This window comes from Streptomyces aurantiacus, assembly GCF_027107535.1.
In the GTDB taxonomy this organism is placed as follows: Bacteria; Actinomycetota; Actinomycetes; order Streptomycetales; family Streptomycetaceae; genus Streptomyces.
On sequence record NZ_CP114283.1, the window covers coordinates 3009006 to 3031784 of the forward strand.

Here is a 22779-nt window from a genome sequence, read left to right on the forward strand (position 1 = left end):
CCGCCCGTCGGTACCCACGCCGGGTGTCGTCGCGCCTGCGAGCCGGGCCGCCGGGCCCTACGTTGTCCGGGAGTCCGTACGGGTGGCGAGGAGGAGGTCCGGACGGCCCCGGCCGGCACGTGACGGCCCGGCGGCAGCGGTCGCCGGGACAGCCGGCGCCGATATGATCCGACCGATCGTCGTCCGGCGTTTCGGGCCCACAGTCGAAGCAGCGCGACATCGGGGAGACAGATGTGAAGGGCTGGCAGTTCTGGGTCGACCGCGGCGGCACCTTCACAGATGTCGTCGCGCAGCGCCCCGACGGCCGGCTGCTCATCCGCAAACTCCTCTCGGACAATCCCGCCCGGTACTCCGACGCGGCCGTGGCGGGCATCCAGGAACTCCTCGCGGAAGCCGGCCAAGCCCTGACCAGCCCGCCGTCAGGCCCGGATTCCGGACATGAATCCAGAGATGAACCCGGACATGGCTCCGGAGCGGACCGCGGACGGATCAGCGCTCGGCACTCCGGACGGCGCAACGAGGAGGAACCGGAGCCGGAACACCGCAACGGCCTACTGGTCGAATCCGTCCGCATGGGCACCACCGTCGCCACGAACGCCCTCCTGGAACGCACCGGCGCACGCACGCTCCTCGTCGTCACGCGGGGCTTTCGCGACGCGCTGCGCATCGCCTACCAGAACCGTCCGCACATCTTCGCCCGCGAGATCGAACTCCCCGAGCTGCTCCACGAACGCGTCATCGAGGCCGACGAGCGCATGGCCGCCGACGGCACCGTCCTGCGCGCCCCCGATCTGGACGCCCTCGCAGGCCCCCTCCGAGAGGCCTACGACGCCGGAATCCGTGCTGTCGCGGTCGTCTGCATGCACAGCCACCTCCACCCCGCCCACGAACAGGCGATCGGCGAGCTGGCGGCCCGCACCGGCTTCCCGCAGATCTCGCTCTCCAGCGAGGTCAGCCCGCTGATGAAACTCGTCCCGCGCGGTGACACGGCCGTCGTCGACGCCTATCTGTCGCCCGTGCTGCGCCGCTACGTCCAGCACGTCGCCGGCGAACTGCGCGGCGTGCGGCTGATGTTCATGCAGTCGAACGGTGGCCTCGCCGAAGCCGGACAGTTCCGCGGCAAGGACGCCGTCCTGTCCGGGCCGGCGGGCGGGATCGTGGGCATGGCGCGGATGTCGCAGCTCGCCGGCTTCGACCGGGTCATCGGCTTCGACATGGGAGGCACGTCCACGGACGTCTCGCACTTCGCCGGCGAGTACGAACGTGTCTTCACCACCCGGATCGCCGGAGTCCGGCTGCGCGCGCCCATGCTGGACATCCACACCGTCGCGGCGGGCGGCGGCTCCGTCCTCCACTTCGACGGCTCCCGCTACCGGGTGGGACCGGACTCGGCGGGCGCGGACCCGGGCCCTGCCTGCTACCGGGCCGGCGGCCCGCTCACCGTCACCGACGCCAACGTGGCCCTCGGACGCATCCAACCGGCCCACTTCCCGCCGGTGTTCGGCCCCGACGGCGACCAGTCCCTCGACGACGCCCTGGTCCGCGACCGCTTCGCCGCACTCACCCGCGAGATCCGCGACCGGACCGGCGACGACCGCACGCCCGAGCAGGTGGCCGAGGGCTATCTCCGGATCGCCGTGGCCAACATCGCCAACGCCGTGAAGCGCATCTCCGTGCAGAAGGGCCACGACGTCACCCGCTACGCCCTCACCACCTTCGGTGGCGCGGGCGGCCAGCACGCGTGCATGGTCGCCGACTCCCTCGGCATCCGCACCGTCCTCGTCCCGCCCATGGCCGGTGTGCTCTCCGCGCTCGGCATCGGGCTCGCCGACACCACGGCCATGCGTGAACAGTCCGTGGAGGCGCCGCTGAACGCGTCCGCGATGCCCGCGATCCTCAAGACCGCCGAAGACCTGGAGCACGCGGCCCGCGCCGAACTCCTCGCCGAGGACGTCCCCGAGGACCGCGTCCGGGTCACCCGCAGGGCCCAGCTGCGCTATGACGGCACGGACACGGCACTCACCGTCGAACTGACCGAACCCCGCGCCATGACCCGCACCTTCGAAGACCGCCACCGCGCCACCTACTCCTTCACCCTCGACCGTCCGGTCGTCGTCGAAGCCCTCTCCGTGGAAGCCACCGGTCTCACCGAACCCCCCGATCTCTCCGCCCTCGCCGCCGCGCACTCCGCACCCCCCGCTCCCCGGACGGTCCGCCTCCACACCGGCGGAACCTGGTGCGACGTGCCCCTGCACCACCGGGAGGAACTGCCTCCCGGCGACACCGTCACCGGCCCGGCGATCATCACCGAGGCCGGCGCGACCACCGTCGTCGACAGCGGCTGGCAGGCAGCCACGACGGACGACGGGCATCTGGTCATGGAACGCGTGGCGGTCACAGAGAGTTCCGAACTCGGCACGGAAGCCGACCCGGTTCTCCTCGAAGTCTTCAACAACCTCTTCATGTCCATCGCCGAACAGATGGGCGCCCGGCTGGAGTCCACGGCCCAGTCGGTCAACATCAAGGAACGCCTGGACTTCTCCTGCGCACTCTTCGACCCCGACGGCAACCTGGTCGCCAACGCACCGCACATCCCGGTGCACCTGGGCTCCATGGGTACCAGCGTCAAGGAGGTCGTCCGTCGCCGCGGCACCGGCATGCGCCCCGGGGACACGTACGCGGTGAACGATCCGTACCACGGCGGCACGCACCTCCCCGACGTCACGGTGATCACCCCGGTCTTCGGTACGGAGGTCGGCGGCACCGGGAGCGTCAACACGAAGAGTGATGGAACGGAGGGTGTCCGGGACGGGCGGATCCTCTTCTACGTCGCCTCGCGCGGTCACCACGCGGAGATCGGCGGCATCGCTCCCGGCTCGATGCCCGCGGACAGCCGCACCATCGAGGAGGAGGGCGTCCTCTTCGACAACTGGCTGCTCGTGGAGGGCGGCCGCTTCCGTGAGACGCAGACCCGCGACCTCCTCACCGGAGCGCGCCACCCCTCGCGCAACCCCCGGACCAACCTCGCCGACCTGCGCGCGCAGATCGCCGCCAACCAGAAGGGCGTCGACGAAGTCGCCCGCATGATCGAGAACTTCGGGCTCGACGTCGTCCAGGCCTACATGCGGCACGTGCAGGACAACGCCGAGGAAGCCGTACGCCGTGTCATCGACACCCTTGAGGACGGTGAGTCCGCCTACGAGACCGACTCGGGGGCGACGATCCGGGTGCGCGTCTGCGTGGACCGCGAACAACGCTCCGCGAAGGTCGACTTCACCGGCACCTCCCCACAGCTCGCCACCAACTTCAACGCCCCCTTCTCGGTGGTCGACGCCGCCGTCCTGTACGTCTTCCGCACGCTCGTCGCCGACGACATCCCCCTGAACGACGGCTGCCTGCGCCCCCTGCACATCGTCGTACCGCCCGGCTCGATGCTCGCCCCCGAGCCCCCGGCGGCCGTGGTGGCCGGAAACGTGGAGACCTCACAAGCGATCACCGGCGCCCTGTACCGTGCTCTGCGGGTACAGGCCGAAGGCTCCGGCACCATGAACAACGTCACCTTCGGCAACGAGCGGTACCAGTACTACGAGACAGTGGCCTCCGGGTCCGGCGCGGGCGACGGCTTCCCCGGCGCGCCCGTCGTGCAGACCCACATGACCAACTCGCGGCTCACGGACCCCGAGGTCCTGGAGTGGCGACTGCCCGTCCACCTCGACGAGTTCGCCGTTCGACGCGGCAGCGGCGGGGCCGGGCGGTGGCCGGGCGGCGACGGCGCCGTACGCCGTATCCGCTTCCGCGAACCGATGACCGTCTCCACGCTCTCGCAGCACCGCAGGGTCCCGCCCTACGGCATGGCCGGCGGCGAGCCGGGGGCACTGGGCGCCAACCGTGTGGAGCACGCGGACGGCACTGTCACCGAACTCGCCGGGAGCGACACGGCGGAGGTCGTGCCCGGCGATGTGCTGGTCATCGAGACACCCGGCGGCGGCGGGTACGGCCCGCCACCGCACGACACGGCCGAAGCGCACGAGACCGCCGTAGCATGCGACGTCTCCGAAGCACGCGGCACCACCGAAGCACGTGACACCACTGAAGCAGGAGAAGAGACCGATGATCTTCGGGCGCACTGAACGCGGCAAGGCCCCGGTCGAGCCCGTCACCCTCAAGATCCTCGTGGCGGGCGGCTTCGGCGTGGGCAAGACCACCATGGTCGGCGCCGTCAGCGAGATCAAGCCGCTGCGTACCGAGGAGCTGCTGACCGAGGCGGGCCGTCCCATCGACGACACCAGCGGTGTGGAGGGCAAGCACACCACCACGGTCGCCATGGACTTCGGCCGCATCACGCTCCGCGAGGACCTTGTGCTGTACGTCTTCGGGACGCCCGGCCAGGACCGCTTCTGGTTCCTGTGGGACGAGCTCGCGACCGGGGCCCTGGGTGCCGTCGTGCTCGCCGACACCCGTCGCCTGGAGGACTGCTTCGCCGCCGTCGACTACTTCGAGCGGCGTTCCATACCCTTCGTGGTGGGCGTCAACTGCTTCGAGGGCGCACCCCGCTACCCGGTCGACGACGTCCGCCAGGCCCTCGACCTCGACCCCGGGGTCCCCGTGGTCCTGTGCGACGCGCGCGGCCGGGAGTCGGTGAAGGAGGTCCTCATCGAGGTCGTCAAGCACGCGATGGCGTACGCCGCCGACCGCCGCCAGACCGTCACCTCCTGAGACACGCGGCCGCGGCAGGGCAGATCCGGCTCATAGGCGGCCGCCCCGCACAGCACGAGCGCGGCCCGTACCCCCGCCGACCGGGGTACGGGCCGCAGCCTCAGGCACGGCACACGGACCGCACCTGCGAGGCGTGCGCCGTCGGAGCCCCACGCGCGCGACGCGGTACGCGGACGGCACGCGCGCGTGGAGTACGACGGCGCGGCTCAGCTCGGGGCGTCCTCGTGCCAGCCGAAGCTCTTCTCCACCGCCTTGCGCCAGTTGTGGTACTCGCGGTCGCGGGCCGGCGCCTCCATGGAGGGCGTCCACTCGACGTCCTTCTGCCAGTGCGACTTCAGCTCGTCGAGGTCGTTCCACACCCCGGTCGCGAGGCCGGCCGCGTACGCCGCTCCCAGGCAGGTCGTCTCCGAGACCTTCGGACGGATCACCGGAACGTCCAGCACGTCCGCCTGGTGCTGCATGAGGAGGTTGTTCTTGGTCATGCCGCCGTCCACCTTCAGGGTCGTGATCTGCACCCCGGAGTCCTGGAACATGGCGTCCACCACCTCGCGCGTCTGCCAGCTCGTCGCCTCCAGGACGGCCCGCGCGAGATGTCCCTTCGTGACGTACCTGGTCAGACCGGTGACGACTCCCCGCGCGTCGGAGCGCCAGTACGGCGCGTACAGCCCCGAGAACGCGGGCACGATGTACGCGCCGCCGTTGTCGTCGACGCTCGCCGCCAGGGTCTCGATCTCGTCGGCGGTACGGATGATGCCGAGCTGGTCGCGGAACCACTGCACCAGCGCACCGGTGATCGCGATCGAGCCCTCCAGGCAGTAGACGGGCGCCTCGGTGCCGATCTTGTACCCCATGGTCGTCAGCAGCCCGTTCTTCGAAGGCACGGGCCTGTTCCCGGTGTTGAGCAGCAGGAAGCTGCCCGTCCCGTACGTGTTCTTGGCCGTGCCCACGTCGTAGCAGGCCTGTCCGAACACCGCCGCCTGCTGGTCGCCCAGCGCGGACGCCACCGGGACCCCGGCGAGCTGGCCCACGGCCGTTCCGTACACCTCGGACGAGGACCTGATCTCGGGGAGGACCGCTTCCGGGACGTTCATCGCGGAGAGGATGGACGTGTCCCACTGAAGTGTTTCGAGGTTCATCAGCATGGTGCGCCCGGCGTTGGTCACGTCGGTGACGTGCTTGCCGCCGTCGGTGCCGCCGGTGAGGTTCCAGATCAGCCAGGAGTCGATCGTGCCGAAGGCGATCTCGCCGCGCTCGGCCCGGGCCCGCAGCCCCGGCACGTTGTCCAGCAGCCAGGCCGCCTTGGGCCCCGAGAAGTAGCTGGCCAGCGGCAGCCCGGTCTGCTCGCGGAAGCGGTCCTGGCCGTCCGAGCCGCCGAGTTCGTTGCAGAGCGCTGAGGTACGGGTGTCCTGCCAGACGATCGCGTTGTGCACGGGCTTGCCCGTGGCGCGGTCCCACAGGACCGTCGTCTCGCGCTGGTTGGTGATGCCCAGCGCGCTGAGCTGGTCGGCGCGCAGCCCCGCCTTCGCGAGCGCACCCGCGACCACCGCCTGCACCTTCGACCAGATCTCGGTGGCGTCGTGCTCCACCCAGCCGGGCTTGGGAAAGATCTGGCGGTGCTCACGCTGGTCGACGGCGACGATCGCGCCGTCGTGGTTGAAGACGATGCAGCGGCTGGACGTGGTGCCCTGGTCGATTGCGGCGACGAACTTGTCCGTCATGACGTCCCCTTCGTCGGGTTCTGCGGAAGGCCGCGTTAGAAGGCCACGTTGAAGATGAGCCCGGCCAGCACCGCGCCGATCAGCGGCCCCACCACCGGGATCCACGAGTAACTCCAGTCCGATCCACCCTTGTTGGGGATCGGCAGGATCGCGTGGGCGATGCGCGGACCCAGGTCACGGGCCGGGTTGATGGCGTACCCCGTGGGGCCGCCGAGCGACAGGCCGATGCCGACCACCAGGAACGAGACGATCAGGATCGCGGTGCCGGACTCGCCGAGCCCCTCGGTCAGACCGAAGGCGAGGATCGGCAGGACCAGAGCGATCGTCGCGATGATCTCCGTGACGAGGTTCGCCGCGGTGTTGCGGATCGCGGGTGCGGTGGAGAAGATCCCGAGCGTCGGCTGCGCGATCTCCTCCTCGGCATTGGCCCGGAACTGTGCGAAGTAGACCAGCCAGCACAGCACCGCGCCCAGGAAGGCGCCGACCATCTGCCCGGCCACGTAGAGGTGGACCTTGTCCCAGTCCCCGGTGTCGATGGCGATGCCGACCGTCACGGCCGGGTTGAGGTGTCCGCCGGACAGCGGGGCGGCGGTGTAGGCCCCGGCCAGCACGCCGAAGCCCCAGCCGAACGCGATGACGACCCAGCCGGCGTCCTTCGCCTTGGAGTAGTTGAGTACGACGGCGGCGACCACTCCGGCGCCGAAGAGGATCAGAATCGCTGTGCCGATGACCTCACCGACGAAGATGTCTCCGTTGCTCATGGCGGCTCCTAGGCCCAAGCCCGGAGCAGTCCGCCCCGGTCCACCGTGCAGGGTGCGTTCCCATGGCTACTTCAGCCGGAAGGCAGGGAGAACCCGCGCCCCGCCCGGCGTCCGTGACGAGCGTGCCGTCGCAGTCGAACCGCCCCTGGAAGATGGCCCGTTGGCGCGGACGAGAGCCCGCGGCGCAGTGCCTGAATACGCCGGAATGCGGCGATGCCGACTGACACCCGGAAGTGTTCACCGGCACTGTGGGAGCGTCAAGGTCGTGGGCGAGAACGGTTCGTGCCCACGCGTCCGGCAGACCGCGAGCCGCCACCGGCCGACCCGGCGTCGTGAGGACGCTCAGGGCCGTCCGGGCCCTACGCCCGGCTTCCCGCCGGCGCGGGCGCGGCCCCCGACCCGCGCCGGATCTCGTGCCCCGGCGCTCCCGCTCGGCCCATCACCCAGCTCGCGCCCCGAAGCGACTTCGCGGCCTTCTTGAGGGGGGCCAGACACGCGGCCGCCTGGCGGTGGTCGGTCACGCTCCCCGGGGCGCACAGCACGGTCGCGAGAGACAGCGTGACGGCCGGCCCGCCCGCCGACCAGGGTGCGTCGAGCACCGACACGGCCAGCGCATCGAGCCCTTCCGGATCCGCCAGGACCAGGAAGTCGTCACCGCCGATGTGCCCCACACGGGTGTTCCCGCCCGCTGCTGCCTGCAGCGCCCGCCCCACCGCACGGATCAACTCGTCGCCCGCGGCGAACCCCGCACTGTCGTTGACCTGCTTGAATCCGTCGACGTCCAGCCAGCTCAGCGCGAACAGCCGCCCCTGGGCGATCCGGCGGTCCACCTCCTCGGTGATGACGTCCGAACCGGGCAGCCGCGTCAGCGGATTGAGCCCGACCGCCTCCTCGACACGGCTCTCCGACAGCGCCCGTACGAGATCCGCCAGCCGTACGACGCCCACACACCGCCCGCGCCGGTCGACGACCGCCACGTCGTCCGACGTACGGTCCCGCTCCCCGTCCGCCACCACGTCGAGGACCTCCCACGCGGTGGCGTCGACGCCGACCGTACGCGGCGGATCGCCGAGCCGGGCAGCCGGACGATCGGCGTACAGGGCGTGCCCGTAGCGCCCCGACATCGACAGCAGGAACCGCGAACGGTGCACCGACCGCACCGGCATCCCGGCCCGGTCCACGAGCACCACCCCGGACACGTCCGGCGAGCCCGTCAGCAACGCCCGTACCCGCCCCGCGGACGCGTCGGCGGGCAGCAGCGCGGCAGGCCGTACGAACTGCCGTACGGGCGGGCCGTCGGGGCGTGTGAGTGCCGGGACGGGGGAGAGGACCGGCACGTGGACATCCGCGGCCGGTCTGCGGGCGGGAGGCCCGAACAGATCGCCCTGCGCGAGCTGTGCACCCGCCGACAGCGCCGCCGCGCACTGCGACTCGGTCTCCACGCCCTCGACGGACAGCAGCGCGCCGAGCTGCTCGCACAGGGTCCGCATGGCCCGTACCACCGCCGGCCGTGACAGCAGCGACGCGTCCAGCTTCACCAGGTCGGGTGCCAGGTCCGCCAGTACGCGCAGGGGCACGTCCCCGTCACCGATACCGTCCGCGCAGATCCGGAAGCCCTCGTCCCGCAACGCCGTCACCGCCTCGACCAGCGCCCGATGCGGGACATGGGTGAAGGGCGGACCGACGTCGACCGTCACCTCCCACGGCAGGCGCCCGGCCCCGCGCACCGCCTCGCGCAGCGCCGCCAGGCGCCCGAGATCGGCGAGGGTCCCGGCGAACACGTTGACGTGCAGCGGCAGCAGCGTCTCCTGACGGGCCGCCGACCGGATCGCCGACGCGGCCAGCAGGCCGTCGATTTCAGGGTCCCGACGGGCCTGCGCGAGCACGTCGCCGGACTCGGGACGGGCGAGTATCTCCAGCGCCACGACCCCTCCGGTCGTCAGGTTGACGACGGGCTGGAAGGCGAAGCGGAGAGTATCCGTCCAGGAGGGCACGGCAGCATGATGGCCCTCTGTGACTACGCCCAGGGGCAGTTCACGAGCTGTTCACGCACGATTCCCGGCCGATCACACAGCGTGCACGGAGCCCTCCGTGGCCGGCCCGGCACGTCACCTGACGGCGATCACCGACGAACCGTGCCCGAACAGCCCCTGGTTCGCGGTGACTCCCACCCGGGCGCCCGCGATCTGCCGGTCGCCCGCCGCACCCCGCAACTGCCACGTGAGCTCGCAGACCTGGGCGATGGCCTGCGCGGGGACGGCCTCCCCGAAGGAGGAGAGCCCGCCGCTCACGTTGACGGGTATGCGACCGCCCAGCGCCGTCGCACCCTCCCGCAGGAGCTTGGCCGCCTCTCCTTCGCCGCACAGCCCCAGGTCCTCGTACCACTGCAACTCCAGGGCGGTGGACAGGTCGTAGACCTCGGCGAACGAGAGGTCCTCCGGGCCGATGCCCGCCTCCTCGTAGGCGGCCCGCGCGATCGACTCGCGGAACGTGGTGGCCGCGGGCTCCGCCGCGACCGCGGAGTCCGTCGCGATGTCGGGCAGATCCAGCACGGTGTTGGGGTAGCGCGGTGTCACCGTGGACACCGCGCGGATCCGCACCGGTGCCGCCGCCCCGTGCCGACGGGCGAACTCCATGCTGGACAGCACCAGCGCCGCCCCGCCGTCCGAGGTCGCGCAGATGTCGAGCAGCCGCAGCGGATCGGCCACCACGGCCGACGCGGCGACCTCCTCGGCCGTGACCCGCTTGCGGTAGCGGGCGTTCGGGTTCAGTGCCCCCATGGTCGCGTTCTTCACCTTGACCTGCGCGAAGTCCTCCAGGGTGTCTCCGTGGACGGCCATCCGCCGACGTGCGTACAGCCCGAAGTACGTCGGGTTCGTCGCCCCCAGGACGCGGAACCGCAGCCAGTCGGGGTCGTCGGCCCTGTCCCCGCCCGCGGGCCGGAAGAACCCCTTCGGCGCCGCGTCCGCACCCACCACGAGGACCACGTCCGCGAGGCCCGCGAGGATCTGCGCCCGTGCCGCGCCGACCGCCTGCGCCCCCGACGCACACGCCGCGTACACGCTCGTGACCCTGGCCCCCTGCCAGCCCAGAGCCTTGGCGAACGTCGCTCCTGCCACATACCCCGGATAGCCGCCACGGACGGTGTCCGCGCCGACGATCGAGTTGATCTCCCGCCAGTCGACATCCGCGTCGGACAGCGCCGCGCGTGCGGCCACCGTCCCGTACTCGGCGAATCCCCGCCCCCACTTGCCCCAGGGATGCATGCCCGCGCCGAGCACCGCCACGTCGCCCGTCATGCCGTCACCCCCGTCGGCCGCCAGTGCCAGGTCGTCCAGGTCGTCTCCGCGTCCTCGTTCAGCACGCCGGGGACGACCTCCACCTCCATGCCCACCGTCAGATCGGCGACGGAGATCCCGGGAACCGTCTGTCCGAGCACCACCAGGCGCTCGGGCCGCAGTTCCACCGCGATCAACGCGTAGGGCCGCCAGTCGAGTTCCGGATCGGACACATACGGTGACGGCGGCCGGTACCGGCTGTCCGTGTAGGACCAGATGTGGCCGCGCCTGGACAGCGGCACCTCCGCCAGCTCGCCGCCCGGACAGCCCGGGTTGCGGCACAAGACGTCCTCCCGGGGGAAGAACACGGACGCGCAGGCCGAGCAGCGGGTGCCGAGGAGCCGGAAGCCGTCCCCCTCGCCGGTGAACCAGCCGGTGACCACGGGTGTACGAGTGCGTGACAAGGCCCCTCCACAGCAGTGGATCTGACGGATCGTCAGAAGTCTGCCACGGGCCACGCCGATTGGGCAGTGCGCCGAAGTGCGTCACGGAGAACCGCCCAGGCCTCCTGAGCGTCGGAGTATCGGTAGGGACGGCCGGGGCCCACGGGGGTGGTTCCGGCCGTCCCTCGCCACCGGGCCCCGCCCGGCGCTCTCCCGAAGCCCGGCCCGGTCGGCCGAATCGGGCGCGGACCGTATCCGATCACTTCCCTCGGGGAACCCCCACCTGATAGACGCAGGGGTCATGACCCGACTCTCCACGGCGGTACGCGGCTTCGTCGCCTCGCTCGCCGCCCTGCTGACCGTCACCGCTGCCTCCGCGACCGCCACGGCGACGCCCGAGCCGAAGGCCCCGGAGGACTTCGTGTCCCTGAGATCAGTGGACCGCACGATCATCCAGGAGATGCGCTACTTCACCCCGCACAACTTCGTGGGCGAGCGCATCGACGGCTACCGGCAGCCGCTCTGCATCCTCACCCGGCCCGCCGCCGAGGCCCTCCACGTGGCCCAGCAACGACTGCTGCGCCAGGGCTACTCCCTGAAGGTGTACGACTGCTACCGGCCCCAGCGCGCCGTGGACCACTTCGTGCGCTGGGCCGAGGACCTCGACGACCAGACCATGAAGGGCGAGTTCTACCCGAACGTCGACAAGACCCGCCTGTTCGAGGACGGCTACATCGCCGAGAAGTCCGGTCACAGCCGCGGCTCGACCATGGATCTCACACTCGTGAAACTTCCGGCGAAGCCCACCCGGCCGTACGTCCCCGGAGAGCCCCTGGTGCCCTGCTTCGCGCCCCAGAAGGAGCGTTTCCCGGACAACTCCGTGGACATGGGCACGGCCTACGACTGCTTCGACACCCTGTCGCACACGCTCGACCCGCGCGTCCAAGGGCAGCAGCGCGCCAACAGACTGCTCCTGAAGGACACCCTCGAAGGCCTCGGCCTCGTGAACCTGGCCGAGGAGTGGTGGCACTTCACCTACAAGCCCGAGGCCTACCCCGACACGTACTTCGACTTCCCCGTGTCGGCGAAATCCCTCGTCACGTCCCACTGAGACGGCCCGCGAAAACACCCTTGTGATGATCGGATACAGTCCCGGGCGTGTCTCCAACCCAGATCCCCTCCGCCAACTCCGCGCCGGACTCCCACTGTTCGAGCTGCGGCGCGCCCTACGGAGATGGCGTCTCCGGCTGGCCCCGTGCCTGCGCCTCCTGCGGCCGCACGGCCTACCGCAACCCCTTGCCGGTCGCGGTGGCCCTGCAGCCCGTGTACGACACGAAGGGCGCGGCCTTGGTCGTCATCACCCGAACCATCGCCCCCGCGCGCGGGGGCATCGCCCTGCCCGGAGGGTTCATCGACCACAGGGAGGACTGGCGACAGGCCGTCGTCCGCGAACTCAAGGAGGAGACGGGCATCGCCGCGGCGAGCCGCGACGTACGGCTCGTCGACGCACTGAGCTCCCCCGACGGTCATTTGCTGCTCTTCGGGGCTCTCCCGGAGCGCCCCGCCACCGACCTTCCGCCGTCTGTCGCGATGGACGAGACGGAGGGCTGGCACCTGCTGCGGGGAGCGGCCGAACTCGCCTTTCCGCTGCACACCGTGGCGGTCCGGGCATGGTTCGAGGGCAGGTACGTCTGACGGACCCCCGGGCCGGGTGAGAGCCCGTCGGCGGCCCCGGAAGCCGACGAGCCCCCACCGGTGCCGCAGAGCCCCTCCGGCGCCCTGCGATCAGGCACCCAGTCCCCGCACCCGTACGGGAAGCGACGGCTCACCCGGGCCGTCCTCCCCGTCCCGCTCCACGACCACGCACTTACCGGGCCGACGTGTCACATAGCGCTCGATCTCCGGCTCCTCCCAGCCGTCCCCGCGGTCGGCGACCACCAGCCCGCCCCCGGTCCGCCCGCGGGCGGGCGCCCACACCTCCAGCTCCACGGACCCGTCGTCGCCGCGTACGGGCAGGACGGCGCCCGCGCGGACCAGCACCGGAATCCGAGACAAAGGGGCGTCGATCAGTACCTGCCCCGGCCCCTCGTACGCCTTCTCGGTCACCACGTCGTACCAGCGCCCCCGGGGCAGCTGCACGGCCCGCCGGTCGGCACCGGGATCCAGCACCGGCGCCACCAGCAGGCAGTCACCGAGCATGAAGGCGTCCTCGCAGTCACGCAGCGCCCTGTCCTCCGGGACGTTCCACCACATCGGCCGCACATACGGCGCACCCGTCCGCCGTGCCAGATGTGCCAGCGTCATGAAGTACGGCAGAAGCCGGCGCCGCTCCACGAGCGCCACGCGCGCGTGCCCGAGGATCTCGTCACCGAACTCCCAAGGCTCCCCGCGCTCCGCCCGAGGGCTCACGCGGGTACGGAAGAGCGGCAGATAGGCGCTCAGCTGAAGCCACCGGAGATACATCTCGGGGGAAGGACTCCCGCCGAAGCCGCCCACGTCGGGCCCCGAGAACGGCACTCCACAGAGACCGAGACCGACCACCAGCGACAGGGACGCCCGCAGGCCGGGCCACCCCGTGGCGACCTCACCGGACCAGGTCCCCCCGTAGCGCTGGCTTCCGGCCCACCCGGAGCGCGAGAAGAGGAACGGCCGCTCCCGGGGGGCCAGTTCCCGCAGTCCTTCGTAGGCCGCACGGGCCATGCCGAGCGCGTACACGTTGTGCGCCTCGCGATGGTCGCCCCCGCGGCCCTCCAGGTCGTGCCGTGCCGAACGGGGCAGCGTGGCCTCGCCGAAGGCCGTGAGGGACACCGGTTCGTCCATGTCGTGCCAGAAGCCGGCGAACCCCTGAGAGAGCCGCTCCTCGTAGAGCCCGCCCCACCAACGGCGCGTACGCGCGCGCGTGAAGTCCGGATGGACCACCTCTCCGGGGCGGACGACTCCGCGCACCACCTGCCCGGCGGGGTCCCGCACGAACGCGTCCTCGGCGCCCCCGCTGTCGTACACGGCGTATCCGGGTTGGGCCCTGACCGCCGGTTCCACACGCGACACCAGCCGGATCCCGTCCCGGCGCAACTCCTCCGCGAGCACCGGCAACTTCGGGAAACGGTCCTGGTCGACCGTGAACACCCGCTGCGCGTCGAAGTGGTCGATGTCGAGGTGCACGGCGTCCAGCGGCAGCCCGCGCTCGTGGTACCCGCCCACGATCCGCCGCACCTCCTGCTCGTTCCCGAAGCGCCGCGTGTGGTGGTGCCCCAGGGCCCAGGCCGGCGGCAGCGCGGCGGCACCCGTCAGCGACGCCCAGGTCTGCAGCACACGCGCGGGAGTGCCCACCATCACCCAGCAGCGCAGTGGGCCGCCGTCCATGCGCAGTTCGCTCGTCCCGGCCCGGTCGTGCCCGGACCCGGCGCCCTCCTCGCCCTCGCGCAGGGTCACGGAGCCGTCCCAGGCGCTGTCGTGGAACACGAGGTGCGTGGCCGCGTCGGCCAGCACCATCTGCACCGGCATGGTCAGGTACAGCGGGTCGTCACCGGGACCGAAGGCACGTCCGGGGTCGGTGTTCCACAGCCGGTACGTCCCGTCGCGCAGCCGGGGCCCCGACGCACGCCCACCGAGACCGAAGAACCGCGAGTCAGCGGCCACTTCGGACCGCTGCATCCAGCGTGCCTGTCCACCGCCGACCGGCTCCCACCAGCGCGGCGGCAGATCGCGCCGCAGACTCACCCCGCCCGGCGTGAGCACCTCCACGGCGCCGTGCCGGGACACGACCACCGTCATCCGCTCCGCCACCACCCGCCAGGCACCGTCCTTGTCCGGCTCCAGGACGGCTCGCGGGTCCGGTTCGGGAGCCTCACCCGCGAGCGCGTACGAAGGCCCGGGCCCCGCCCCGTCCCAGCCCCAGAAGACGGCTCCGTTGACCGCGACGGCTATCCGCAGCTGCGACCGGGCGAAGCGGACGACTCCGCCGCCGGGCGCGGGCTCCACGGACAGCACGGCCCCCGGAACCCGCGCACGCTCGGCGCCGCGCGCCGGCAGTCCCGAGGCGTCGGTACGCCTCCTGCGCCACGCGGCCCGCACGGTGAGCCAGCTCTGGGCCGCCCCCGCCGAACCGACTGCCTTCACCGAACGCACCAGGTCACGACCGTCCATGCTGCTCAGCCTGCCATTCCGAGGGGCCGATCAGCGGGTCGTTCAACTTCCGTTCACCCATGGTTGGACCACATCTTCACGAGCCGGACCATGTGGCGCCCGCCCTGGTGCGGAAGTCGATCACATGGCATCGTCCGTCTCAGCCGCGTGACGCGCACACCCCAGCACGTGCGCGGTACACGCACACGACGCGCGCAGTCCGGGAGCCGCCCCATGACCTCATCGAACCCCTCGCCGCTCTGGCAGCCCGACAGGGAACGCATCGACCGGGCGCAGATCACCCGATTCCAGACCTGGGCGGCCGAGCACCACGGAGCCCCCGCCGAAGGCGGCTACACCGCCCTGCACCGCTGGTCCGTGGACGAACTGGACACGTTCTGGGAAGCCGTCACCCAGTGGTTCGACGTACGGTTCACCGCCCCTTACGCGCGCGTGCTGGCCGACCGCTCCATGCCCGGAGCCCAGTGGTTTCCCGGAGCCACCGTCAACTACGCCGAGCACGCCCTGAGAGCGGCCGACACCCGAGCGGACGAACCGGCCCTCCTGTATGTCGACGAAACCCATGAGCCGAGCCCGGTCAGCTGGTCCGAACTGCGCCGGCAGGTCGGCTCCCTGGCCGCGGAACTCCGCTCCCTCGGCGTTCGACCGGGAGACCGCGTCAGCGGATACCTCCCGAACGTCCCCCAGGCCGTCGTCGCCCTCCTCGCCACCGCGGCCGTGGGCGGAGTGTGGACGTCCTGCGCCCCGGACTTCGGCGCACGCAGCGTCCTCGACCGCTTCCAGCAGGTCGAGCCCGTCGTCCTCTTCACGGTCGACGGCTACCGCTACGGAGGCAAGGAGCACGACCGCCGGGACACCGTCGCCGAACTGCGCCGCGAACTGCCCACCCTGCGCGCCGTCGTCCACATCCCGCTCCTGGGCACCGAGCCCCCCGAAGGCGCCCTGGAATGGTCCGCCCTCACCTCCTCGGACGTAACGCCCCTCTACGAAGAGGTGCCTTTCGACCACCCCCTGTGGGTGCTCTACTCCTCCGGCACGACCGGTCTCCCCAAGGCCATCGTCCAGTCCCAGGGCGGCATCCTCGTCGAGCACCTCAAACAACTCGGCCTGCACTGCGACCTGGGACCCGAGGACCGCTTCTTCTGGTACACGTCCACTGGCTGGATGATGTGGAACTTCCTCGTCTCCGGCCTGCTGACGGGCACCACGATCGTCCTGTACGACGGCAGCCCCGGCTATCCCGACACCGGCGCCCAGTGGCGCATCGCCGAACGCACCGGCGCCACCCTGTACGGCACCTCGGCGGCGTACGTCATGGCCTGCCGCAAGGCGGGCGTACACCCCTCCCGCGACTTGGACCTCTCCAAGGTCCAGTGCGTCGCGACCACCGGCTCGCCCCTGCCGCCCGACGGATTCCGCTGGCTGCACGACGAGGTGCGCGACGACCTGTGGATCGCCTCTGTCAGTGGTGGCACCGACGTGTGTTCCTGCTTCGCGGGAGCGGTCCCCACCCTGCCCGTGCACATCGGTGAACTGCAGGCCCCGGGCCTCGGCACCGACCTCCAGTCCTGGGACCCGAGCGGTGAATCCCTCACCGACGAGGTCGGCGAGCTCGTCGTCACCAACCCCATGCCGTCCATGCCGATCCGCTTCTGGAACGACCCCGATGGCAGCCGCTACCACGACAGCTACTTCGACACGTACCCCGGAGTGTGGCGCCACGGCGACTGGATCACCGTCACCTCCCGCGGCTCCGTCGTCATCCACGGCCGCTCGGACTCCACGCTCAACCGTCAGGGCGTACGCATGGGTTCGGCCGACATCTACGAAGCGGTCGAGCGCCTCCCGGAGATCCGCGAATCCCTTGTCATCGGCGTCGAACAGCCCGACGGCGGCTACTGGATGCCTCTCTTCGTGCACCTCGCTCCAGGAGCCGTGCTCGACGAGGCGCTCCTCGGCCGCATCAAGCAGACCATCCGGGAACAGCTCTCACCGCGCCACATCCCCGACGAGGTCATCGAGGTCCCCGGCGTGCCCCACACCCTGACCGGCAAGCGCATCGAGGTCCCGGTCAAACGCCTCCTTCAGGGCACGTCCCTCGAAAAGGCGGTCAACCCCGGTTCCGTCGACAATCTCGACCTGCTCCGCTTCTACGAGAAACTGGCTCACGAACGCGCCTGACCACCCCCGCCGACGGCCTCGGACGCATCCCGCGACGGCGTCACCGTCCGAGGTCGGCGCCCCTACGCAGTCAGACAGCTGGCACGCCGCTGACCTGCATATTTCGACCAGTTTCCGCATCTGCGTCACAGGTCGAGGGGGCATTGTCAGTGCCGCCGGTTACGGTGAGTGAGCATTGATCACTGCGCACAGGGGGAAAGATGGCGCACACCCAGCACCGGACCATGCGACGCGTCCTGCGCCGCGAAATCGCCGGAACAATCGGCCTGCTGACCGACGAACAGGACTTCACGGCGATGCGGCGGCGTTACCGCACCTTCGCCTTCGACGACCACGCGAGCTATCTCCAACAGGTGGAGACCCTGCTCCGGACCCTCGCGTCGGAGGGCGGCCACACCACCGTGGCACTCTTCGACCCCGAGGAGTACGCCCAGTTCTGCGCCGAGCACGACCTTGACCCCGACACCGCGTCCAGCCGCACCCGCTTCACGGCGGAGCTCGCCGCGACAGGCGCGACCGTTCCTACGAGGGCCAGGCCCTCGACGACCTCGTCCCTCACCTCGTCGACGAGGCCGTCCGCCAGGCCACCTGGGAGTACGCGACCACGCTCCTGTCCCGGATCGGCACCTGCGCCTCCTGCGGCGAGGACATCGGCCGAGCGGCGTTCGTACGAGCCTCGGACCTGGTCGTCCGCATCCTTGAGGCCACGGGCCCGGGCGAACGACACCTTGTCTGCAGCGTCTCCACAGAGCCCGAGACGCTCGTCGCGGTCCTCCGCACCGACGACGACCAGCACGGGACGCCGCATCTCGACGAGGCCGAGGCCCTCGAATTCACCACCGTCCTCGCCCTCGGCATCGCCACCCGCAGCGCCGGCGGCCTCGTCATGCGCACCAGCACACCCCACGCGACCGACCGGGTCTACGGCTGGCGCCTGCGGGGCGAAGGGCTCGAAGCGCTCACCGCCGGAGAAGTCTTCGACGCCTACTGCACGGACGTCGAGTCCGGCGACCTCGTCTCCCCGGAGTCGGGCGTCGACTACTGCGCACCACCGGATCTGGGTGACGACGGGCACACGACCGCCCACACACACTGAACACACGGGGGGCGCCCCACCCTTCGGTGGAGCGCCCCTCGACCACAGGTCCCGCGCGCCGACGAGCGCGGGACCGCTCCTACTCGCCGGACAGAACCGCCTGAGCCGCCGTGCGCGCTTCCTCGGCGCTGTCGCAGGCACGAGCGGCCGCCGCGGCCCGCTCGCACTGCGCCAGCGTGTACTTGGCCAGCGTCGCGCGGACGTAGGGAATCGACGCCGCGCCCATGGAGAGAGAGGTGACACCAAGACCGGTCAGCACACATGCCAGCAGCGGGTCCGAAGCGGCCTCGCCGCAGACGCCACAGCTCTTGCCCTCGGCGCCGGCCGCTTCGGCGGACAGCGCGACCAGGTCGAGCAGCGCGGGCTGCCACGGATCCTGGAGCCGGGACACAGCGCCCACCTGGCGGTCGGCGGCGAAGGTGTACTGCGCGAGGTCGTTGGTCCCCAGCGACAGGAACTCGACCTCCTGCAGGATCGATCGCGCCCGCAGGGCGGCCGACGGAATCTCGACCATGGCACCGAACTTCGCCTGCAGGCCCGCGGCACGGCACGCGTCGGCGAACGCCTTGGCGTCCGCGCGGTCCGCGACCATCGGCGCCATGACGTCGAGGTAGACAGGCAGTCCCTCGGAAGCCTTCGCCAGCGCCGTCAGTTGCGTACGCAGCACGTCGGGGTGGTCGAGGAGCGACCGCAGACCGCGTACGCCCAGCGCAGGGTTCGGCTCGTCGGCCGGCGTCAGGAATTCCAGCGGCTTGTCGGCGCCCGCGTCGAGCACCCGCACCACGACCCGCCCCTCGGGGAAGGCCTCAAGCACCTGCCGGTACGCCTCGACCTGCTTCTCCTCCGACGGCGCGTTCTTGCTGTCGTCGAGGAAGAGGAACTCGGTACGGAACAGACCCACACCCTCGGCACCGGCCTCCACCGCCGCCGGAACGTCCGCGGGACCGCCGATGTTGGCGAGCAGTGGAACCTTGTGACCGTCGGACGTCGCACCGGGGCCGGTCGACGCCGCGAGCGACGCCTTGCGCGCAGCCGCGGCGGCCTCCATCTCGGCCCTCTTCTCCGCGCTCGGGTCCACGAAGATCTCGCCGGTGCTGCCGTCCACGGCGATCATCGTGCCTTCGGCCAGCTCACCGGCTCCGGGCAGCGCCACCACGGCCGGTACGCCGAGAGCTCGCGCCAGGATCGCGCTGTGGCTGGTCGGCCCGCCCTCCTCGGTGACAAAACCGAGGACCAGCGTCGGGTCCAGCAGAGCCGTGTCGGCCGGCGCGAGATCACGGGCAATGAGGACGTACGGCTCGTCACTGTCGGGAACACCCGGCATCGGAACGCCGAGCAGCCGGGCGACGATACGGTTCCGCACGTCGTCGAGGTCCGCCACTCGCCCCGCCAGGTACTCACCGGCGTTCGCGAGAAGAGCGCGATACGCGGCGAATGCGTCATATACGCCGCGCTCCGCCGTGCTGCCGACCGCGATACGCCGCTCGACATCGGCCATGAGCTCGGGGTCCTGGGCCATCATGGCCTGGGCCTCGAGAACTGCCTGGGCCTCGCCGCCCGCCAGATTGCCGCGGGCCATCAGGTCGGCCGCCACGGCCTCGACGGCCTTGCGGGCACGCCCCTGCTCGCGCTCCGCGTCCTCCGTCGGTATCTGCTTGGCAGGCGGCTCGAGTACCGCCGTCCCCATGTGCCGAACCTCGCCGATCGCCACACCGTGGCTCACGCCGACGCCTCGCAGCGTTGTCTCCATGTCACCCGTCTCCGATAGAGCGGCGGGCCCTGCCGCCGAGATGTTGTGCCGTGCCTGCTGCCACTGACGGCGATGGGGTCAGTGCCAGCTGAAGAGAGCGTCGCCGGCCTTCACGTCGCCGTCGACGCTGACGTCCGAGAGGGACTCGGCTGTGGCCTCGAGTGCCACGATGGGACAGATGGGGGACTTGCCGCTCGCTTCGACGGCAGCCGGGTCCCAACGCACCACGGCCTGACCGCGCTGCACGGAGTCGCCCTTGTTGACGAGCAACTCGAAGCCCTCGCCGTTGAGCTGAACGGTGTCGATACCCAGGTGCGTCAGCACTCCGTGACCCTGGTCGTCGACCACGACGAAGGCGTGCGGGTGGAGGGAGACAACAACGCCGTCGATGGGGGCAACGGCTTCGGACGCCTCTCGAACGGGGTCGATCGCGGTGCCGGGGCCCACCATGGCTCCGGAGAAGACCGGGTCGGGTACAGCTGCGAGTCCGATGGTGCGTCCTGCAAGAGGGGACGTCACGGTGGTCATGGGAAGCCTCCCAGGGGCGGTGATTCATATGGGCCGTCACTGCCTGTCCCGGACGGCGCACTGTTGAGCAGCGTAAGTCATATGAAGTGACGGTTCCGCGCCAGAGGACCCGGTTGGGGGTCGTAGCGCACAGAGCAAACGATTTGCGCCCGCTCCGGGGCCCATGTAGTGTCGTACTCCTGCCTGGGGCTGAGCGATGCGACTGCGCGTCCTTGCCTGGCAGCATCCAACTTGTCAGATCCTATCTCGGGTCTCGTTTTGCATGTCCGCAGAGCGGTGGTCAGAGGGACGGAAATTCACTGATAGAGTTTGGGAACACGAAGGGAAGCGCCCGGAGGAAAGCCCGAGAGGGTGAGTACGAAGGAAGCGTCCGTTCCTTGAGAACTCAACAGCGTGCCAAAAATCAACGCCAGATATGTTGATACCCCGTCCATCACTTTGTGGTGGGTGGAGGTTCCTTTGAAAAAGTCCTGCCGGGCATTGTTCCGGTAGGCGCATCAGCGAGGACGCAGTGAACAGTCTTCCTTATTCCGGTTGACTGTTCCGCTCTCGTGGTGTTCTCCCGATTACGGGAATACATTCACGGAGAGTTTGATCCTGGCTCAGGACGAACGCTGGCGGCGTGCTTAACACATGCAAGTCGAACGATGAACCACTTCGGTGGGGATTAGTGGCGAACGGGTGAGTAACACGTGGGCAATCTGCCCTTCACTCTGGGACAAGCCCTGGAAACGGGGTCTAATACCGGATGATACTTCCACTCGCATGGGTGGGGGTTGAAAGCTCCGGCGGTGAAGGATGAGCCCGCGGCCTATCAGCTTGTTGGTGAGGTAGTGGCTCACCAAGGCGACGACGGGTAGCCGGCCTGAGAGGGCGACCGGCCACACTGGGACTGAGACACGGCCCAGACTCCTACGGGAGGCAGCAGTGGGGAATATTGCACAATGGGCGAAAGCCTGATGCAGCGACGCCGCGTGAGGGATGACGGCCTTCGGGTTGTAAACCTCTTTCAGCAGGGAAGAAGCGAAAGTGACGGTACCTGCAGAAGAAGCGCCGGCTAACTACGTGCCAGCAGCCGCGGTAATACGTAGGGCGCAAGCGTTGTCCGGAATTATTGGGCGTAAAGAGCTCGTAGGCGGTCTGTCGCGTCGGATGTGAAAGCCCGGGGCTTAACCCCGGGTCTGCATTCGATACGGGCAGACTAGAGTGTGGTAGGGGAGATCGGAATTCCTGGTGTAGCGGTGAAATGCGCAGATATCAGGAGGAACACCGGTGGCGAAGGCGGATCTCTGGGCCATTACTGACGCTGAGGAGCGAAAGCGTGGGGAGCGAACAGGATTAGATACCCTGGTAGTCCACGCCGTAAACGGTGGGAACTAGGTGTTGGCGACATTCCACGTCGTCGGTGCCGCAGCTAACGCATTAAGTTCCCCGCCTGGGGAGTACGGCCGCAAGGCTAAAACTCAAAGGAATTGACGGGGGCCCGCACAAGCAGCGGAGCATGTGGCTTAATTCGACGCAACGCGAAGAACCTTACCAAGGCTTGACATCGCCCGGAAAGCATCAGAGATGGTGCCCCCCTTGTGGTCGGGTGACAGGTGGTGCATGGCTGTCGTCAGCTCGTGTCGTGAGATGTTGGGTTAAGTCCCGCAACGAGCGCAACCCTTGTTCTGTGTTGCCAGCATGCCCTTCGGGGTGATGGGGACTCACAGGAGACTGCCGGGGTCAACTCGGAGGAAGGTGGGGACGACGTCAAGTCATCATGCCCCTTATGTCTTGGGCTGCACACGTGCTACAATGGCAGGTACAATGAGCTGCGATACCGCAAGGTGGAGCGAATCTCAAAAAGCCTGTCTCAGTTCGGATTGGGGTCTGCAACTCGACCCCATGAAGTCGGAGTTGCTAGTAATCGCAGATCAGCATTGCTGCGGTGAATACGTTCCCGGGCCTTGTACACACCGCCCGTCACGTCACGAAAGTCGGTAACACCCGAAGCCGGTGGCCCAACCCCCTTGTGGGGAGGGAGCTGTCGAAGGTGGGACTGGCGATTGGGACGAAGTCGTAACAAGGTAGCCGTACCGGAAGGTGCGGCTGGATCACCTCCTTTCTAAGGAGCATCTAGGCCGCCAAGCTTGCTTGGTGGTCCAGGGCCATTACGTCGG

14 protein-coding genes, 1 rRNA gene and 1 pseudogene are annotated in these 22779 nt (G+C 69.8%); 7 read left to right on the forward strand and 9 right to left on the reverse strand.

All coding sequences use genetic code 11. The features are described from left to right. Nucleotides 1–233: 233 nt before the first annotated feature. Nucleotides 234–4130 (forward strand): hydantoinase B/oxoprolinase family protein, encoded by a 3897-nt coding sequence (locus O1Q96_RS15040; protein WP_269248642.1) that lies wholly within the window; start codon nt 234–236, stop codon nt 4128–4130. Next, nucleotides 4111–4716: a GTP-binding protein gene (locus tag O1Q96_RS15045; protein ID WP_269248643.1), complete on the forward strand. Its 606-nt coding sequence runs from the start codon at nt 4111–4113 to the stop codon at nt 4714–4716. Before O1Q96_RS15040 ends, O1Q96_RS15045 begins: the two co-directional genes overlap by 20 nt. A 206-nt stretch (nt 4717–4922) precedes the next feature. Here O1Q96_RS15045 and glpK read toward each other — a convergent pair whose 3' ends face one another. The 5 genes from glpK to O1Q96_RS15070 form a co-directional block, all read right to left on the reverse strand. Further along, nucleotides 4923–6434, reverse strand: a complete 1512-nt coding sequence (gene glpK / locus O1Q96_RS15050; protein WP_269248644.1) for a glycerol kinase GlpK — start codon at nt 6432–6434, stop codon at nt 4923–4925. A 35-nt stretch (nt 6435–6469) separates the two neighbouring features. Beyond that, nucleotides 6470–7195 (reverse strand): MIP/aquaporin family protein, encoded by a 726-nt coding sequence (locus O1Q96_RS15055; RefSeq protein ID WP_269248645.1) that lies wholly within the window; start codon nt 7193–7195, stop codon nt 6470–6472. A gap of 359 nt (nt 7196–7554) precedes the next feature. After that, nucleotides 7555–9189, reverse strand: a complete 1635-nt coding sequence (locus O1Q96_RS15060; RefSeq protein WP_269248646.1) for a GGDEF domain-containing protein — start codon at nt 9187–9189, stop codon at nt 7555–7557. Nucleotides 9190–9303: 114 nt separating this feature from the next. After that, on the reverse strand, nt 9304–10494 hold the full coding sequence (locus O1Q96_RS15065) for a lipid-transfer protein (RefSeq protein WP_269248647.1): 1191 nt from the start codon (nt 10492–10494) through the stop codon (nt 9304–9306). Beyond that, a complete protein-coding gene (locus O1Q96_RS15070; protein ID WP_269253604.1) occupies nt 10491–10916 on the reverse strand; it encodes a Zn-ribbon domain-containing OB-fold protein in 426 nt (141 codons plus the stop codon). The genes O1Q96_RS15065 and O1Q96_RS15070 overlap by 4 nt, the downstream gene beginning before the upstream one ends. Before the next feature lie 301 nt (nt 10917–11217). Here O1Q96_RS15070 and O1Q96_RS15075 point away from each other — a divergent pair, with 301 nt between their 5' ends. After that, nucleotides 11218–12027, forward strand: coding sequence for a M15 family metallopeptidase (locus tag O1Q96_RS15075; RefSeq protein WP_269248648.1), 810 nt, complete (start codon nt 11218–11220; stop codon nt 12025–12027). 47 nt (nt 12028–12074) lie between these two features. Further along, nucleotides 12075–12611, forward strand: a complete 537-nt coding sequence (locus O1Q96_RS15080) for an NUDIX domain-containing protein (protein WP_269248649.1) — start codon at nt 12075–12077, stop codon at nt 12609–12611. 90 nt (nt 12612–12701) lie between these two features. On the opposite strand, the gene O1Q96_RS15085 is transcribed toward O1Q96_RS15080, so the two are convergent. Beyond that, a complete protein-coding gene (locus tag O1Q96_RS15085) occupies nt 12702–15062 on the reverse strand; it encodes a glycoside hydrolase family 31 protein (RefSeq protein ID WP_269248650.1) in 2361 nt (786 codons plus the stop codon). 213 nt (nt 15063–15275) lie between these two features. Here O1Q96_RS15085 and O1Q96_RS15090 point away from each other — a divergent pair, with 213 nt between their 5' ends. Then, a complete protein-coding gene (locus tag O1Q96_RS15090; RefSeq protein WP_269248651.1) occupies nt 15276–17243 on the forward strand; it encodes an acetoacetate--CoA ligase in 1968 nt (655 codons plus the stop codon). A gap of 179 nt (nt 17244–17422) precedes the next feature. Here O1Q96_RS15090 and O1Q96_RS15095 read toward each other — a convergent pair whose 3' ends face one another. After that, complete coding sequence (locus tag O1Q96_RS15095; protein ID WP_269253967.1) at nt 17423–17578, reverse strand: hypothetical protein; 156 nt, start codon at nt 17576–17578, stop codon at nt 17423–17425. Between O1Q96_RS15095 and O1Q96_RS15100 the strand changes: the two are divergent. Further along, nucleotides 17504–18339: pseudogene (locus tag O1Q96_RS15100) on the forward strand (hypothetical protein). The gene O1Q96_RS15095 and the pseudogene O1Q96_RS15100 overlap by 75 nt on opposite strands. A gap of 79 nt (nt 18340–18418) precedes the next feature. Here the strand turns inward: O1Q96_RS15100 and ptsP are convergent. Further along, the gene (gene ptsP, locus O1Q96_RS15105; RefSeq protein ID WP_269248652.1) at nt 18419–20089 is read right to left on the reverse strand and encodes a phosphoenolpyruvate--protein phosphotransferase; all 1671 of its coding nucleotides are present in this window, start codon (nt 20087–20089) and stop codon (nt 18419–18421) included. 78 nt (nt 20090–20167) lie between these two features. Next, nucleotides 20168–20617 (reverse strand): PTS sugar transporter subunit IIA, encoded by a 450-nt coding sequence (locus O1Q96_RS15110; RefSeq protein ID WP_269248653.1) that lies wholly within the window; start codon nt 20615–20617, stop codon nt 20168–20170. 579 nt (nt 20618–21196) lie between these two features. Here O1Q96_RS15110 and O1Q96_RS15115 point away from each other — a divergent pair. Continuing rightward, nucleotides 21197–22724: ribosomal RNA gene (locus O1Q96_RS15115) — 16S ribosomal RNA — on the forward strand. Nucleotides 22725–22779 lie beyond the last annotated feature (55 nt).